This is a genomic window from Bradyrhizobium sp. Y36, from assembly GCF_002531575.1.
GTDB lineage: Bacteria > Pseudomonadota > Alphaproteobacteria > Rhizobiales > Xanthobacteraceae > Bradyrhizobium.
The window spans coordinates 97,494-113,966 of record NZ_NWTI01000016.1 but is presented as its reverse complement, the minus strand read 5'-3'; the positions used below and the strand labels follow the sequence as shown (position 1 = coordinate 113,966).

Below are 16,473 nucleotides of genomic sequence, written 5' to 3'. Positions count from 1 at the left end.
AAGACCGACATGAAGACCATCTCGAAGAACGTGCTGCTCGCTGCGTTCGCTCTCGCGCTCTCCGCGGCCCCGGTGCTCGCCGACGACGTCAAGGCCGGCGATCTCGTCATCTCGCAGGCGTGGAGCCGCGCGACGCCGGGCGGCGCCAAGGTTGCCGGCGGCTTTCTGGTCATCGAGAACAAGGGCACGGCGCCTGACAAGCTGGTCAGCGTCTCCGCCGACATCGCGGGGAAGGCCGAGATCCACGAGATGGCCATGGACAACGGCGTGATGAAGATGCGTCCGCTCGACGCGGGGCTCGTGGTCGATCCCGGCAAGACGGTGAAGCTCGCGCCCGGCGGCTATCATCTGATGCTGCAGGAGCTGAAGGGGCCGTTCAAGCAGGGCGACAAGGTGCCGGTGACGCTGCAATTCGAGAAGGCCGGCAAGGTCGCCGTCTCCCTCGACGTCCAGGGCGTCGGCGCGCAGGCCCCCGGTGATGCCGGGCATTCCGGTCACATGGATATGAAGAAGATGCCGGACCATTCGGGAATGAAAATGAAATGAGCCTGATCTGGACTCTCGAAAGGGCCAACATGATGCGATCCTGCCTGTTCCTGATTGCCGCGCTAGCCGCCTCGCCGGCGGCGGCGCATGTGTCGCTCGAGACCAAGCAAGCCGTGGTCGGCACGTCCTACAAGGCCGTGTTCGTCATTCCCCACGGTTGCGCGGGCTCGCCGACGGTGAAGATCCGCGTGCAGGTTCCGGAAGGGGTGATCGCGGTGAAGCCCATGCCGAAGGCGGGCTGGAATGTCGATGTCGTCGAAGGCAAATATGCCGGAGAATACGACTATCACGGCAACAAGCTTTCCTCCGGCGTGAAGGAGGTGGCCTGGTCCGGCGGCAAGCTGCCGGACAAGCACTATGACGAGTTCGTCATGCAGACGGTCCTGACCGACAAGCTCAAGCCGAACACGACCCTGTACTTTCCCGTCGTCCAGGAATGCGAGACCGGCGTCAGCCGCTGGATCGAGATCCCGGCCGAAGGGGCAGGGCACGCGCATGACAGCAAGTCCGAGGGCAAATCGCCGGCGCCGGGCGTGAAGCTGTTGCCCAAACCCTGATGCGCCTGTTCGCCGCGCTCGCGACCCTGCTCCTTGCTGCCGGATTTGCGAGCGCGGCGTGGGCGCATGCGGCCCTGGTCTCGGTCGAGCCGCCGAGCGGCAGCATGCTCGCGGCCGCGCCCAAGGCGGTGGAGCTGCGCTTCAACGAAGCGGTGACGCCGGGTGCGGTCCGGCTGATCGACGGCGCCGGCAGGGCGCGCGACGATGCAAAGGTCAGCGCGTCGGGCGAGACGATTTCGGTTGCGATGCCGACGGATCTGCCCGAGGGGACCGCGGTCGTCAGCTATCGCGTGATCTCGCAGGACGGTCATCCCGTCACGGGATCGGTGATGTTCTCGATCGGCATGCCGACCGCGACCAAGCCTCCCACAAACGTGGACGGCGGGTTGAACGCGCTGATCTGGCTGGCGCGGGTCGGTCTTTATCTCGGGCTGTTCGTGGGCGTCGGCGGCGTGTTCTTCGCGCGCTGGATCGCATGGTCGATGACCGGCATGACCGTGCCACGCATGGCGCTCGCCATCGGAATTCCGAGTGCTGCAGCATCTCTCGGCGCGTTGGGTCTCGATCTGCTCGGCCTGCCGATGGCGGCTCTTGCGACTGCTGGCCCCTGGAAGGTCGCGCTCGCGACCAGCGCCGGGCCGGCTCTGCTGGCGGCCATCGCAGCGATGCTGCTCGCTCTGGTGGCGCTGCGCAGCGGGTGGTACGCGCGCGCTCTCGCTGTCATCGCATTGATCGGTGTCGGTCTGTCGCTCGCCATGACCGGGCACGCCGCTACGGCGTCGCCAGAGGCCTTGACGCGTCCGGCGATCTTCCTCCACGGCCTCGGCGTCGCCATCTGGATCGGTGCTCTCGTGCCGCTGGTCGCGCTGGTGTCACGGCCGACGACCGCGATGCTGCCGATCGTGAACCGCTTTTCCCGCATCGCTGCGCTCGCGGTCGGCGTGCTGGCCTTGACCGGCCTTGTACTGGCGATCGTGCAGCTCGAAAGGCCGGCAGCGCTGGTTGCGACCCGCTACGGGTGGATCCTCTCGACCAAGCTCGTCCTGGTCACGGGATTGCTGGCGCTGGCTGCGCTCAATCGGTTCCGGCTGACCCCGGCGCTGGCCCGGAACGGGGCAGGGGCGCCCGCGCTGCGGCGCTCGACCCTGATCGAATGCGCCATTGCCCTGGCCGTCTTCGCTGTGGTCGCCGGCTGGCACTTCACGCCGCCGCCGCGCACCATTGTTCCCGAGACGCCTTTGGCGATCCATATTCACAGCGACAAGGCGATGTTCCAGGTGCTGGTCTCGCCCGGCAGGCCCGGCGTCGATGATTTCGTGCTCCAGCTGATGACCGGCGAGGGGACGCCGCTGGCGGCCAAGGAAACGACATTGACGCTGAGCCTGCCCGAGCGCGGCATCGAGCCGATGGAGCGGAAGGCTTCGCTGGGGCCGGACGGCTACTGGCATGTGCGCAAGGTCGAGCTTCCCTTCGCGGGCCGTTGGCACGTGCGGATCGACGCGCTGGTGAGCGACTTCGAGCAAATCACGCTCGAGGATGAACTCGACGTCACGCCGCCGTAATGTGGAGTTCGCGCTGAGCTTGAAGTCCGACGGAAAAATGACAGGAATTCCGATGCGTTAGCGGCTTTTCCTCATTCCCGGTCTTGTGTTTTCGCTCGCAATCCGGTTTCACTGCAGGCAACCACTGATTCCACGAGTATTGCCATGCGGTTGTCGCGCTTCTTTCTGCCCATTCTGAAGGAAAATCCGAAAGAGGCGGAGATCGTCTCGCATCGGCTGATGCTGCGCGCCGGCATGATCCGGCAGGAGGCGGCCGGCATCTATGCGTGGCTGCCGCTGGGCTTCCGGGTGCTGAAGAAGATCGAGCAGATCGTGCGCGAGGAGCAGGACCGTTCCGGCGCGCTGGAACTGTTGATGCCGACCTTGCAGCTTGCCGACCTCTGGCGCGAGAGCGGCCGCTACGACGCCTACGGCCCGGAGATGCTGCGCATCGCCGACCGCCACAAGCGCGAGCTGCTGTACGGGCCGACCAACGAGGAAATGATCACCGAGATCTTCCGCGCCTATGTGAAGTCCTACAAGAACCTGCCGCTGAATCTCTATCATATCCAATGGAAATTCCGCGACGAGCAGCGTCCGCGTTTCGGCGTGATGCGCGGCCGCGAGTTCCTGATGAAGGATGCCTATTCGTTCGACCTCAACGAGGCCGCCGCGCGCGTCGCCTACAACAAGATGTTCGTCGCCTATTTGCGCACCTTTGCGCGGATGGGGCTGAAGGCGATCCCGATGCGCGCCGAGACCGGCCCGATCGGCGGCGATCTCAGCCACGAATTCATCGTGCTGGCCGAAACCGGCGAATCCGGCGTGTTCATCAATCGCGACGTGCTGGACCTGCCGGTGCCGGGCGAAGACGTCGATTACGACAGCGACCTGACGCCGATCATCAAGCAGTGGACCTCGGTCTATGCCGCCACCGAGGATGTCCACGACGCCGCCCGGTTCGAGCAGGAAGTGCCTGCGGAGAAGCGGCTCAACACTCGCGGCATCGAGGTCGGCCAGATCTTCTACTTCGGCACCAAATATTCCGAGCCGATGAAGGCCATGGTGGCCGGCCCCGACGGCGTCGACGTGCCGATCCATGGCGGGTCCTACGGCGTCGGCGTCTCGCGCCTGCTTGGCGCGATCATCGAGGCCTGCCACGACGATGCCGGCATCAAATGGCCGGAGGCGGTCGCCCCGTTCCGCGTGTCGATCCTCAACCTGAAGCAGGGCGATGCGGCGGTCGATGCGGCCTGCGAGAAGCTTTATGCCGAGCTGACCGCCAAGGGCGTCGACGTGCTCTATGACGACACCGACCAGCGTGCCGGCGCCAAATTCGCCGCCGCCGACCTGATCGGTATCCCCTGGCAGATCATGATCGGGCCGAAGGGGCTCGCCGACGGCAAGGTCGAGATCAAGCGGCGAAGTGATGGCTCCCGCGAGACCATGTCGCCTGCGGACGCGGTCGCAAGACTTGTGGGCTGACAAGCCTGGTCGGCTGAATATTGTTCATCGCCCGATATCGCGGCCGCCAATCCGGCCACAATTGACCCCGAATCATGGGATTATCGAGCGATGGATGAGACCATGACCGAGACCGTGCAAACCGCACCTTTTGCGCCATTCGAGTGGATGCTGTCGGCGCGCTACCTACGGGCGCGCCGCAAGGAGGGATTCATCTCGGTCATTGCCGGGTTCTCCTTCCTCGGCATCATGCTGGGCGTGGCGACGCTGATCATCGTCATGGCGGTGATGAACGGCTTCCGCAAGGAGCTGCTCGACAAGATCCTCGGCCTCAACGGCCACATCCTGGTGCAGCCGCTGGAATCGCCGCTGACCGACTGGAAGGACGTTGCCGACCGCCTCAGCCAAGTCAAAGGCATCCGGCTCGCCGCGCCCGTGGTGGATGGCCAGGCGCTGGCGTCTTCGCCGTGGAACGCCTCGGGCGTGCTGGTGCGCGGCATCCGCTCCGACGACCTCAACAACCTCACCTCGATTGCCAAGAACATCAAGCAGGGCTCGCTCGAGGGCTTTGACGAGGGACAGGGCGTCGCCATCGGCCGCCGTCTCGCCGACCAGCTCTCGCTGCATGCCGGCGACAGCATCACGCTGGTGGCGCCGAAGGGCGCGGTCACGCCCATGGGCACGACGCCGCGCATCAAGCCGTACAAGATTGTCGCGGTGTTCGAGATCGGCATGTCCGAATATGATCTCGGCTTCGTGTTCATGCCGCTCGCGGAGGCGCAGGCCTATTTCAACCGCAGCAACGACGTGACCTCGATCGAGGTGTTCACCACCAATCCCGATCAGATCGTCGCCTTCCGCCAGGCCGTGACGGAGGCCGCTGGCCGGCCGGTCTTCCTGGTCGACTGGCGCCAGCGCAACTCGACGTTCTTCAACGCGCTCCAGGTCGAGCGCAACGTGATGTTCCTGATCCTGACCATGATCGTGCTGGTCGCAGCGCTGAACATCGTCTCCGGCCTGATCATGCTGGTGAAGGACAAGGGCAGCGACATCGCGATCCTGCGCACGATGGGGGCCTCGCAGGGATCGATCATGCGCATCTTCCTGATCACGGGCGCCTCGATCGGCGTGGTCGGGACGCTGGTCGGCTTCGTCGTCGGCCTCGTGATCTGCCTCAACATCGAGTCCATCAGGCAGTTCCTGTCCTGGCTGACCTCGACCGAGCTGTTCTCGCCGGAACTGTATTTCCTGTCGAAGCTGCCTGCCGAGATCGACATCGGCGAGACCACGGCGGTTGTCATCATGGCGCTGACATTGTCGTTCCTGGCGACGCTGTATCCGTCGTGGCGCGCCGCGCGCCTCGATCCCGTCGAAGCGCTCCGGTACGAGTGAGGACCTGATGGAGCAGCAGCAGGGGGCTGAGGATGTACCGGTCATTTATCTCCACGAGATAAAGCGGCAGTACTTGCAGGGCGAGGTGCCGCTGACGATCCTGGATGGCGCCAAGCTGGCGCTGTGGGCGGGCCAATCGGTCGCGCTGGTCGCGCCGTCGGGCTCCGGCAAGTCGACGCTGTTGCACATTGCGGGCCTGCTCGAGGCGCCGGATTCCGGCGAGGTCTATGTCAACGGCGCGCCGACCTCGCAGCTGCCCGACATCGAGCGCACGCAGCTGCGCCGCACCGATATCGGCTTCGTCTACCAGTCGCATCGGCTCTTGCCGGAGTTCTCGGCGCTGGAGAACGTGATGATGCCGCAGATGATCCGCGGCCTGAAGAAATCCGAGAGCGTCAAGCGCGCGAAAGAGATCTTGGGATATCTCGGCCTCGGCGACCGCATCACCCATCGCCCCGCCGAGCTGTCGGGCGGCGAGCAGCAGCGCGTCGCGATCGCGCGCGCGGTCGCCAACGCGCCGCGTGTGCTGTTCGCGGACGAGCCGACCGGCAACCTCGATCCGCACACGGCGGATCACGTGTTCCAGGCGCTGATGCAGCTGGTCAAGGCGACCAAGGTGTCGATGCTGATCGCGACCCACAACATGGAGCTCGCCGGCCGCATGGACCGGCGCGTGTCGCTGTCGAACGGCCAGGTGGTCGAGCTCGAATAGAAAAGTGCGAAAGCAACCCCATGCACAGTAGACAAGTGCTTGGGCCGACTGACGAAAAAATCGGCGACGACGGGCACCCCGTCGCCTGCAGTTCTCAAGGCCTGATCACCGTCAATTTGAACGGCCCGCCATTGGCGGCGGCATGCGCCACGGCCTCGTTGGCGTGGTCGAGGCCGAAGGATGTTGTCTCATACTCCTCCAGCCTCAGCAGCCCCGCGCGCACCAGCGCGATCAGGCGGCTCGCGGCGTCCGGCGGATACATCCAGACGCCGTGGATGCTGATGCAGTTGCGCATGATCCAGGGGTAGGGCAGCTCGAGGCCCGGGCCGCCGGCCATGCCGACGCCGCCCATCAGCGCGATGCGCCCGTAGGGGCGCACCGTCATGATCGCCGCGCGCACGACGGTCGGGCTGACCGAGGGCGGCATGATGTCGAGCACGCAATCGATCGGTGCGGGCGCCGCCCGCTTCATCGCCTCGCGGTCGTGCTCTTCGCTGCCCGTGAGCTTGACCGGCTGCACCCGGTTGCCGAAGCGGCGGACGAGGTCGGCGAGGATGGTCTCGTTGCGGCCCGGGGTGACCACGCAGGCCGCGCCCATCGCGAGCGCGACCGAGACGGCGGCGCTGCCGAAATTGCCGGTCGCCCCGCTCACCAGCACGGTCTCGCCGGGCTGAAGGTTGGCGGCGAGGAAGCCGCCATAGGGCACCAGAGCCGTCCCCAGCGCACACCATCGCGACGCCTCTTCGGACGTGATCTGGCCGAGCCGCTTCGCATTTTCGGTCGGCAGGCGCATCTGCTCGGCATAGGAGCCGTGGCGAAAATGCTGCTGCAGGCGCATGCCGCCGGGGCCGGCGGCGGTGAGCCCCTGCAGGGCGATATCGGGCGCCACGACATCATCGCGCGAGCGCACCGTGGGATCGCAGAACACCCAGTCGCCGACGCGGAGCTTGGTGGCATCCGGGCCGATCGCGCGCACCCGGCCGATGCCGCCGGGGCCGGGGATAACAGGCAGGTCGAGCGCATAATTGCGTGTCCCGTCGAAGACCTCGTTCATGTAGGACAGCACGCGCGTGGCGACGACGTCGACGATGACCTCGCCGGTGCCGATGACCGGGTCCGGAACGTCCTCGATGGCCAGCTTCGATCCAAATGATTTGAGTACGGCAGCTTTCATGTGTTCACCTCAAGGTCGGGTGAAGCCGGTATGAGCGGTCTTGGAGGAAGCAGGAAGGCCTGGTATTATCCTAGTATTCCCCGAGCCCTCCATGCGGGAGCGACACCATGGCCGATCCGCGCCGCGTCGAATTCGGCGACTTCCTGAGGTCTCGCCGTGAAAAACTGGCGCCGAAGACGGTCGGGTTGCCTGCGGGGAGCCGGCGCCGCACCGCGGGGCTGCGCCGCGAGGAGGTCGCCCAGCTCGCCGGCATCGGCGTCGACTGGTACATCCGCCTCGAGCAGGGCCGCACCGTCAGCCCCTCGGTCACCACCGTCGATGCGCTGGCCCGTGCGCTGCGGCTCAGCAAGACCGAGCATGCGCATCTGAAGGCCCTCGCGCGCGATGGGGCGAGGGGCGCGTTCACGCGCGAGATCGTGCCGCCGCCGATCCTGCGGCTGGTCGAGAGCCTTCCGCATCCGGCCTACATCACCGGGCGGCGTTGGGACGTGCTGGCCTGGAACGCGGCGGCCGAGGAGGTCTTCGCATTTGGCCGGCTGCCGGAGGAGGACCGCAACACACTGCTCCTGATGATGACCAACAAGCGCACGCGAAAATCCTACGGGGCCGGCTGGGCTGACGTCGCCAAGCGCATGGTCGCGATGTTTCGCGCCACCCATGACGTCTGGGCCGGCGATCCCGCCTTCGCGGAATTGCTGACCCGCTTGCGCGAAGGCAGTCCCGAATTCGTCAAATGGTGGGGCGCGCACGAGGTGCACGGCACATTGTCGGGCCGCAAGACCATGACCCATCCCACCAAGGGGGTTCTGCATTTCGAGCACACCAGCTTCCAGGCCAACGACGATCCCGCGCTGAAGCTGGTGATCTACACGCCGGTCGGGGACTGACGGAGGGGGCGGGCGTCAGCTCGCCGCACGCTACGGCGCGGGCGTGGACGCAGGCGCTGCCCTGACGTTCGGCAGCGCACCACTTGCCGTCCAAGGACTGTCCGTCCAGGGCGTCGGCTGCAGGGAATTCGCCGGCCAGGATTTTGCCGGGCCTGTCGCGGCTGAGGTGCACGAGGTCCCGAGCTGCGTCCACACCGAGGCCAAACCGGTCGCGTCGATGTTGAAGCTTGTGACGTCAGCCTTTCCCTCCGGTTCGGGTGTGGTCTCCCGCACCTGCAGGGAATGCGATGCCAGCACCGCCTTGACCATGTCGGGATCGACGGCGCCGTTCCAGACCTCGTACTTTCCGAACCGCACCGGAGGTCCGCCGGCTTCCTTGCTGAGGTCGGCGCTGGCCGCCATCAGGATCGATCTCCTGCCGGGAGCGGCTGCGTCGATCTCGCCCGCGAACATCAGCGGCACGCGCTTCTTGTTTTCGCAATAGAGGCGCCACTCCATGGTCCGGAACGATGAGTCGCTCTCCTTCCTCACCGTGGCGACCTTGCTGATGAAGGGACGTGTACCCTTCTCAAGCCGCCACATCGTCTCGGCCAGCGGCCGCGTGTCGATGCCGAAGCGGTAGAGCTCGGGCCGCGTCAGCACGTGCAGGTTTTCGAATTTCACGGTGCGGATCAGCGCGTCGAGCTCGCGGCTGATGCCCATCGCCGCAATGAACGCGGCGCGGTCGCGGTCGGCCCCGGCGATCCGGCGCCGCCGTGCTTCGGCGACCACCTCCGGCGGCGGATTGCCGCTAAACTTGAGGATCAGCCTGGAATTATGCACCGCCAGCGCGGCATCTGGGGCGACCTCGCGCGAGGTCGCGCCGAGAAACAGGTAGCCGCAGGCCGAGTTGCACATCGCATGATAGGTGGTGAGCTCGGCCTCGACTTCGCCGGTCGCGTTCTTGATCTTCAGGCACGCGGCATCGACCTGCGTGCCTGCCGCGCACGCGGTCACGATCGTCCGGCCAACCCGGGCGATGGCCTTGCGGCTGCGGAGCAACCGCCCGATGTCGTAGGATTGCTCCACGTTCCCGCCGGGCGAATGAAGGTAGATCGGGCGCTGCAGATCCTTGACGCCGGCCAGGAAGCGGCGAATGCGCAGGGCGGCGCCCTGATCGATCTCGCCCTCGATCGCGATCCAGCGGTCGCAGCCCGGCCCGCACGCATCGGGCGCGCCTTTGGCCAGATAGATCGTCAGGCGGGAGGCAAATCCGGCTTTCGCGGCCGGAGTTTCTTCGGCCCGCAATGCGTCGGGAAGCAAGAGGAGGGCCAGGAGAAGCAATATTCGCAAGCGCATGAAGCGATCGACTAGGTGAGGTGAGCAACCGTGACCGACGCTATACGACGATCGCCGCGATCACAACTTGGGGTGGCATGACGGTCCACGTTTATTTCGCCGGGACGGCCCTGCGACTGCGGCAGGATTCTCCGGCGCGTTCCGATTTGCAAGCCGTCCTCGCAGGCGCTATGCCCCGGCTTTCGTAGAGAGCCCCGATATGACGATTTCCGACGACAACGACCTGACGCGCCTGAAAGAGATCGGGCGCATCGTCGCCCATGCGCTGGAGGCGATGGGGAAGGCGCTCGAGCCGGGCATGACCACCTCCGAGCTCGACCAGATCGGGCGAAAGCTCCTGGAGGCCGCCGGGGCGCGTTCGGCCCCGGAGCTGGCCTACGATTTTCCCGGCGCGACCTGCATCAGCGTGAACGAGGAGATCGCTCACGGCATCCCCGGCGAGCGGCGGATCGCGCGCGGCGACCTCGTCAACATCGACGTGTCGGCCGAGAAGAACGGCTTCTTCGCCGATACCGGCGCCTCGTTTGCCGTTCCGCCCGTTGCCCGCGCCGTCGAACGTCTCTGCCGTGACGGGCGGAGGGCGATGTGGACCGGCCTGAAGCAGGTCGGCGCCGGCAAGCCGATTGCCGGGATCGGCCAGGCGATCGGGACCTTCGCGCGGAAGAACGGCTACAGCCTGGTCAGGAATCTCGCCAGTCACGGCGTCGGACTGTCGCTCCATGAGGAGCCGACGGAAATTGCAACATGGCCCGATCGCTCCGAGCGCCGCATCATGACCGACGGCCTGGTCTTCACCGTCGAGCCGTTCCTCTCCATGGGCGCCGAGTGGGCGGAGAATGGCGACGATGCGTGGACGCTCTACAGTAGCCCCGAGGCGCCGACCGTGCAGTACGAGCACACCGTGATCGCCACGCGTAACGGACCTTTGATCGTAACGTTGGCCAATTGAGGCGGCCGAGGCCGGGTACGGATCACGTCAAGCGGTCGATGATCCCAAGGAGCCGCTCGCAGGACGCCTCGATCTTCTTGAGCGGAGACGTCGCGATGCCCAGCAACAGTCCTGAGCACGCCGAAGCGCTCGGAGCGTACCAGAGCGATAGCGGCGTCGGTGCCAGTCCGAACGACGCTGCGTCCCGGGCGATAGCGAGATCGGGTGCTCCGTCCGGCAATCGCAGCACCGCGGCCAGACCGGCAATCGCAACCTTCGCAGGGCGCGTGCGGAGCTGTTTCAGCAACGCATCGCCTTGCGCGGTGTAGGCGCGTTTCGTGCGCCGCAGATGCCGAAGATAGTGGCCGTCGCGCATGAAGTCGGCCGTGGCTAGCTGCACCGCGGGCCCCGGTGCGGGCGCGAGGCAAGCCGCAGTCTCTGCAAATCGCGAAGCAAGAGCCGCCGGCGCAACGACAAAGCCGAGCCGCAAGGCCGGGCTTATGGTCTTGCTGAAGGAGCCGATGTGGATGACGCGACCGACGCGGTCGAGCGAGGCGAGCGCCGGCGTGGCGCGGCCCTTGAGCTGCAGTTCGCTGAGATAGTCGTCCTCGATCACCCATGCCTTGTTCTGGGTCGCCCATTCGAGCAGTCGTGAGCGGCGTGCCAGTGACAGCGTGGATCCGAGCGGCGCCTGTTGCCCCGGCGTCACGACAACCAGCGCGGCGTCTGGCGCATGTTTCATGCCGAAATCGACGTCGATGCCGTCGGCATCGACCGCGATCGGTACGATGGATAATCCCGCGAGTTCGAGACCGTGCCGGGTGAAAGGAAAGCCGGGGTCCTCCATCCAGGCTTTCTTCTTTGGCCCGAGGCAGAGGACACGGAGCGCGAGGCCGAGGCCGCCGGCGAAACCGCTGGTGACGATGATTTGGGACGGCGCGCATTCTATTCCCCGGGCCAGCGCAAGGTAGGCCGCGATCTCACGTCGCAAGTCCAGCTCGCCGCGCGGATCCGGGTAGATCGCGGGTGCGCTCGTTTCGGCGCGAACCGCCCTTACCCGCATTCGCGCCAGCAACTTCGCAGGAAAAGTTTCCTGCGACGGCACGCCCATCTGGAAGATCGCCGGTCCAGTCGTGAGCTCCTGGTACATCTCCATGAACGAGCCGGGGTCGGGGGCCTTGTCAGGCCGCACTGGGGAGGACCGGCGGTCGGCGACATGCGTGCCGGTCGCACGGGCTGCCACGATCATTTGGTCGGATGAGAGCTTCTCATAGGCTGAGCGCACGGTGCCGCGCGCGACGCCGAGCTGAGCCGCCAGATCCTGCCACGAGGGCAGGCGTGCGCCCGGGGCGAGCACACCGCTCTCGATGGCGGCCCTGATCCCTCTATGGATCTGCTCCGCGAGGGGCATCTTCGCGGACCGATCGAGCTCCAGGCGCAGCGGTTTCGTCATGCCCCATGGTACAGAAATTTTGTGCGTTCTTGGTGCTTTTTTGTGAACCAGGCGAGGGGCATCTGAGGAAATGAGGAGGGAGCTTTGACCTCCTCCGATCATCAGGGAGTCATCAGATGAGTGAACGTCTCAACTACAACCACATCGCACCGGCCGGCGCGAAGGCGCTCGGCGGAGTCTACGGCTATGTTACGCAGAGTGGCTTGCCCGGAACGCTGGTCGCGCTCGTTTACCTGCGCATTTCGCAGATCAACAACTGTGCCTATTGCCTCGACATGCATACGCGCGATCTGTTGAAGAGCGGCGTGAAGGTCGAAAAGCTCGCGCTGCTGCAGGCATGGGCCGAGGCCGGCAATCTCTTCGACGAACGCGAGCGCGCAGCCCTTGCATGGGCCGAGACGGTCACCCGTGTTGCCGAGACCAACGTTCCGGATGAAGCCTATCAAGCCGCCCGCAACGTCTTCAGCGAGCGCGAACTCGTCGATCTCACGATCGCAATCAGTCTGATGAATGCGTACAATCGCATGTCGATCAGCTTCCGAAATACGCCTCACGCGGCGCTCGAGAAGGCCGCCTGATGGCTCACGCGGCATCAACCGAACGCAGACCAGGAGCTTGAAGATGACGAGCGTGATCTCCGGCGTCAGAATTCCCGACAGCCAGCTGGCTGGCGAGGCCGCCGAGCTGGTGCGCAGCTACGAAGACGACATGCTGTTCAACCATTCGGTTCGCGTCTACGTGTTCGGCGCGATGAAGGGGCTGCGTCAGAAGCTGAAGTTCGATTCGGAACTGCTCTATGTTGCGGCGCTGTTTCACGACCTCGGCCTTGTCGATCACTACCACACGCAGACAAAGCGATTTGAGGTCGACGGAGCCGACGCTGCGCGTGAGTTTCTCCGGGCGCGCGGTATCGCCGAGCCGCAAGCCGATCTGGTCTGGGAAGCCGTCGCGCTGCACACCACGCCGGGCATTCCGCAATATATGAGGCCGGAGATCGCTCTCACCAACGCAGGCGTTCTGGTGGACGTCGTCGGCATTGGATATGACGATTACACGCCGGAGCAGCGTGACCAGGTGATATCAGCGTTTCCGCGCGGAGACTTCAAGAACGACTTCCTCAAGGTTCAGACGTGTTCAGCCCTGAAGAAGCCGCAGACCACATTCGGGACGGTCAATTTCGACTACATCGAGGATCACGATCCCAGCTTCCGCAAGCCGAACGCGTGCACGCGCATCCGCAACACGCCTTGGCAAAGCTGAGCGGACGCGTCTGCTTCAGGCTCTAGCCCACCGGATTTCTGGCAGGATCTGAGCGGCTATTGTCCGGCGCCAGCGGCGGCGCGTTCGCCAGCGATGCGGTATCGCTGCGCCAAGCGAGCGCGATCGAGGCGGACCGGCTGTCGCGCCAGGCGACGATCCAGATCAGGAATCCGAGCAGCGCCAGCGCGGCGCCGACGGGACCGGTGGAGGTCCAGCCCAGCCCCTCGCGGATCGCGAGGCCCCCGAGGAACGGGCCGAGCGCATTGGCGGTGTTGAAGGCTGAATGATTGAGCGCGGCCGCGAGCGCCTGCGCCTCTCCCGCAACGTCCATCAGCCGCGTCTGCAGGATGGCGCCGAGCGAGACGCTGGCGCCGATGGCGAAGATGTCGGCCGCAAGCAGCCAGGGATTGCCGGCGGCAAGCGGAAATAGCAGCAGCGCGACCGCGGCAAACAGCAGGATGATTCCCGCCGTCGGCATCAAGGCGCGGTCGGCAAAGCGCGGAACGAACAGATTGCCAAGGGTGGCACCGATGCCGAACACGGCCAGGAAGAACGGGATGGCCGCGGTGCTGACCTTGGTAACCTCGATCAAGGTCGTCGCAAGATAGGTGTAGACCGCGAACATGCCGCCGAAGCCGATGGCGCCGATCGCCAGCGTGATCCAGACGCGGCCGCTCCTGAGGGCGCCGAGCTCGCGCAGCGGATCGGACCTGCCGGCCTGGTCACGTGGCGCAAACAGGGCGCAGAGCCCGATCGTGAGCAACGCCAGCACCGAGACGAGGCCGAAGCTCGCGCGCCAGCCAAGCGCCTGTCCGATCAGATTAGCGAGCGGTACGCCGATGACGGTGGCGGAGGTCAGGCCGAGCATCACCTGGCCCACCGCCTGCGAGCGCCGATGCTGGGGAACCAGGGAAGCTGCGACCAGGGCAGCAATGCCGAAATAGGCGCCGTGCGGCAGTCCCGAGAGAAAGCGGGCCACGATCATCGCGCCATAGCCGGGCGCGAGCGCGGTGAGCGCATTGCCGAGCGCGAACACCAGCATCAGCGCGAGCAGCTGCGTGCGCCGGGCGAAGCGCGCACCAAGCACGGCAATCAGCGGCGCGCCCAGTACCACGCCGAGCGCGTAGGCGCTGATCGCATGGCCCGCGGTCGGCTCGTCGATGCCGAGATCGGCGGCGAAGAACGGCAGCAGGCTCATCGATGCGAATTCGGTGGTTCCGATCGCAAACCCGCCCATGGCAAGCGAGAGCAGGACGATGGCGAGGTGAGGGGGCGCGGAGGCTGAAGTCGATCTTGCGCGGCGCGAGGTCGCTTGAGGCGAAGTCGTCATGAGTCCTGCATTGGTGGCGTCAACGGGAACCAACCCAGCGAACGTCGCCACCCCTGCAATATTTCTCCGTCGTACTTAAACTGCGATCAGCCCGCGTCAACATCGCAGCGCCGGCGAAGAAGCGAGTGCATATCAGCGTCCCGCATGTGCCGGCCCTTGATGGGACGGTCTCGATCGGTGCGCAGGCTTCTTCAGCGGAAAATACGGGTTAACCAGGCAGCTCGCCGAACGTCCGACGGCGAGATAGCGGACGGGGCCATAGATCTGCATGCAGACGGGATAGCTCGGATCATAGGTCTGCGCCCATCCAGGCGCGCTCCCGAGGAGCAGGCCGGCCGCGACGAATGCGAGGCGGGCGCTGCGCATCTCAGCGCGGCAGGTAGTAGCCCGGCGCCAGCGGGCGCGGACGATTTTGATATGCGTAGGGGTCGTCGCTCTGGCCTACGAAAAAGGGATTGGCGATACAGCTGAGTGCGCGACCAGACGCGCTGGCCTGACACTGCGCGTAAGTGTCGAACCTGCAATTGCTCAGCCCCGGCCATTCATCACCAGTGAGGCAGAAGGGATGATTCTTGCCGAATGCGCGCGCTGGCGTGCTTGCAATTGACGCGAGTGAAAATGTGATGAATGCGAGCGAAAGTGTGGCGACAATGGGGAGGACAATTCGTCTGCGCATCTTCAATTCTCCATCACGCGAATGTGCGCGCGACGTTGTTTCGCGCGCATGCAATTTATCTCGTGTCACCGACCATGGAACTACAGAAAACACTTATTTCAAAGGGTTTCCAGAGCGCGCTGATAAATCTTCATTAATGAAGCGCGGGCCTTTGGCGCGAACTGTTGCGTCGTGGTTACAGCAATTCCGTCGATCGCTGTTATGACCACTGTACGGCCAGGGGGCCTAAACGACGAAACTGGAACGGGACTCAAATGAAGAAGAATTTGTTGCTTGCGGCTGTGAGCCTCGTCGCGCTGAGCGCGACCGCGCCGGCGCTGGCTGCTGACCTCGCAGCACGGCCCTACACCAAGGCGCCTGCGATGGTCGCCGCGATCTACGACTGGAGCGGCTTCTACATCGGTATCAACGGCGGCGGCGGTTCGTCGCATGCGAAGTGGGATCTGGTGGGCTTCGGCCGTGATGGTTCCCACGATGCAACCGGCGGCACGGTCGGTGGCCAGATCGGCTATCGCTGGCAGTCCGGTCAGTTCGTGTTCGGCGTGGAAGGCCAGGGCAACTGGGCCGACTTCTCGGGCAGCCATGTCGGCGCGATCTCCGGCTTTACCAACAACACCAAGATCGATTCGTTCGGTCTGATCACCGGCCAGGTCGGTTACGCCTGGAACAACGTGCTGCTCTACGTCAAGGGCGGTGCGGCTGTGGTCGGCACCAAGTACGATGCCTCGCTCGCCGGTGTATCGCTAGCATCGGCCAACGACACCCGTTGGGGTGGCACTGTCGGCGCGGGCCTCGAGTTCGGTTTCGCCCCGAACTGGTCGGTTGGCGCCGAGTACAACCACATCTTCCTCGGTGGCAACGACCGCAACCTGACCGGCCCCGCCGGTGTTCTGGCGGTCAATGTCAAGCAGGACGTCGACATGGGTCTTGTCCGCCTGAACTACAAGTTCGGCGGCCCGATGCTCGGCCGTTACTGAGACTGATCGCTCTCTTCGGAGCGGTTGTCGAAAAGCCCCGGCTTCGGCCGGGGCTTTTTTATTGCGTGAATTCAGCGAGTTAACCATTTGATTTTCAAGTGGCCGAGACCGCTTGACTCCCGAGAACGAAATGAGAACAATGTTCTTCATACGTTCTTGTGATGGAGCAAGCCATGTTCAGGATTTTCGTGGAAGAAGCCGCCGCACTCGCCTCGCTCGCGCTGTTTGTCGGGATGGT

Annotated in this window: 16 protein-coding genes; 11 read left to right on the top strand and 5 right to left on the bottom strand. The window is 65.1% G+C overall.

Annotated elements, in window-relative coordinates; translation table 11 throughout:
• Window positions 1–9: 9 nt before the first annotated feature.
• The 6 genes from CO669_RS24395 to CO669_RS24370 all read left to right on the top strand — a co-directional run bounded on the left by CO669_RS24395 (window position 10) and on the right by CO669_RS24370 (window position 6,212).
• Window positions 10–546: a copper chaperone PCu(A)C gene (locus CO669_RS24395; protein ID WP_097662491.1), complete on the top strand. Its 537-nt coding sequence runs from the start codon at window positions 10–12 to the stop codon at window positions 544–546.
• A 32-nt stretch (window positions 547–578) separates the two neighbouring features.
• A complete protein-coding gene (locus tag CO669_RS24390; RefSeq protein WP_198964242.1) occupies window positions 579–1,103 on the top strand; it encodes a YcnI family protein in 525 nt (174 codons plus the stop codon).
• On the top strand, window positions 1,103–2,665 hold the full coding sequence (locus tag CO669_RS24385) for a copper resistance CopC/CopD family protein (RefSeq protein ID WP_097662489.1): 1,563 nt from the start codon (window positions 1,103–1,105) through the stop codon (window positions 2,663–2,665). Before CO669_RS24390 ends, CO669_RS24385 begins: the two co-directional genes overlap by 1 nt.
• Before the next feature lie 144 nt (window positions 2,666–2,809).
• Window positions 2,810–4,129, top strand: a complete 1,320-nt coding sequence (proS, locus tag CO669_RS24380) for a proline--tRNA ligase (RefSeq protein ID WP_097662488.1) — start codon at window positions 2,810–2,812, stop codon at window positions 4,127–4,129.
• Between the two features lie 90 nt (window positions 4,130–4,219).
• The gene (locus CO669_RS24375; protein ID WP_018642337.1) at window positions 4,220–5,500 is read left to right on the top strand and encodes a lipoprotein-releasing ABC transporter permease subunit; all 1,281 of its coding nucleotides are present in this window, start codon (window positions 4,220–4,222) and stop codon (window positions 5,498–5,500) included.
• Between the two features lie 7 nt (window positions 5,501–5,507).
• A complete protein-coding gene (locus CO669_RS24370) occupies window positions 5,508–6,212 on the top strand; it encodes an ABC transporter ATP-binding protein (protein WP_097662487.1) in 705 nt (234 codons plus the stop codon).
• Window positions 6,213–6,306: 94 nt separating this feature from the next.
• Here CO669_RS24370 and CO669_RS24365 read toward each other — a convergent pair whose 3' ends face one another.
• A complete protein-coding gene (locus tag CO669_RS24365) occupies window positions 6,307–7,386 on the bottom strand; it encodes a zinc-binding dehydrogenase (RefSeq protein ID WP_097662486.1) in 1,080 nt (359 codons plus the stop codon).
• A 107-nt stretch (window positions 7,387–7,493) separates the two neighbouring features.
• Between CO669_RS24365 and CO669_RS24360 the strand changes: the two genes are divergently transcribed.
• Window positions 7,494–8,273 carry a helix-turn-helix transcriptional regulator gene (locus CO669_RS24360; RefSeq protein WP_097662485.1) on the top strand — a complete coding sequence of 260 codons (780 nt, stop codon included), beginning with the start codon at window positions 7,494–7,496 and terminating at the stop codon, window positions 8,271–8,273.
• A gap of 30 nt (window positions 8,274–8,303) precedes the next feature.
• Here CO669_RS24360 and CO669_RS24355 read toward each other — a convergent pair whose 3' ends face one another.
• Complete coding sequence (locus CO669_RS24355) at window positions 8,304–9,575, bottom strand: COG3904 family protein (RefSeq protein ID WP_502694511.1); 1,272 nt, start codon at window positions 9,573–9,575, stop codon at window positions 8,304–8,306.
• A gap of 235 nt (window positions 9,576–9,810) precedes the next feature.
• Here CO669_RS24355 and map point away from each other — a divergent pair, with 235 nt between their 5' ends.
• Window positions 9,811–10,560, top strand: a complete 750-nt coding sequence (map, locus tag CO669_RS24350; protein WP_097662483.1) for a type I methionyl aminopeptidase — start codon at window positions 9,811–9,813, stop codon at window positions 10,558–10,560.
• A gap of 22 nt (window positions 10,561–10,582) precedes the next feature.
• Here map and pdxR read toward each other — a convergent pair whose 3' ends face one another.
• Window positions 10,583–11,992 (bottom strand): MocR-like pyridoxine biosynthesis transcription factor PdxR, encoded by a 1,410-nt coding sequence (gene pdxR, locus CO669_RS24345; RefSeq protein ID WP_097662482.1) that lies wholly within the window; start codon window positions 11,990–11,992, stop codon window positions 10,583–10,585.
• Between the two features lie 116 nt (window positions 11,993–12,108).
• Here pdxR and CO669_RS24340 point away from each other — a divergent pair, with 116 nt between their 5' ends.
• Together CO669_RS24340 and CO669_RS24335 are read left to right on the top strand one after the other, a co-directional pair.
• The gene (locus CO669_RS24340; protein WP_097662481.1) at window positions 12,109–12,570 is read left to right on the top strand and encodes a carboxymuconolactone decarboxylase family protein; all 462 of its coding nucleotides are present in this window, start codon (window positions 12,109–12,111) and stop codon (window positions 12,568–12,570) included.
• Window positions 12,571–12,613: 43 nt separating this feature from the next.
• Window positions 12,614–13,252 carry an HD domain-containing protein gene (locus CO669_RS24335; RefSeq protein ID WP_097662556.1) on the top strand — a complete coding sequence of 213 codons (639 nt, stop codon included), beginning with the start codon at window positions 12,614–12,616 and terminating at the stop codon, window positions 13,250–13,252.
• 22 nt (window positions 13,253–13,274) lie between these two features.
• On the opposite strand, the gene CO669_RS24330 is transcribed toward CO669_RS24335, so the two are convergent.
• Both CO669_RS24330 and CO669_RS24320 read right to left on the bottom strand, forming a co-directional pair.
• Complete coding sequence (locus CO669_RS24330) at window positions 13,275–14,582, bottom strand: MFS transporter (protein ID WP_198964236.1); 1,308 nt, start codon at window positions 14,580–14,582, stop codon at window positions 13,275–13,277.
• 367 nt (window positions 14,583–14,949) lie between these two features.
• The gene (locus tag CO669_RS24320) at window positions 14,950–15,258 is read right to left on the bottom strand and encodes a DUF3551 domain-containing protein (RefSeq protein WP_097662478.1); all 309 of its coding nucleotides are present in this window, start codon (window positions 15,256–15,258) and stop codon (window positions 14,950–14,952) included.
• A gap of 254 nt (window positions 15,259–15,512) precedes the next feature.
• On the opposite strand from CO669_RS24320, the gene CO669_RS24315 reads away from it, so the two are divergent.
• Entirely contained in the window at window positions 15,513–16,235 is a 723-nt protein-coding gene (locus CO669_RS24315) for an outer membrane protein (protein WP_097662477.1), read from the top strand.
• The last annotated feature ends 238 nt before the right edge of the window (window positions 16,236–16,473 follow it).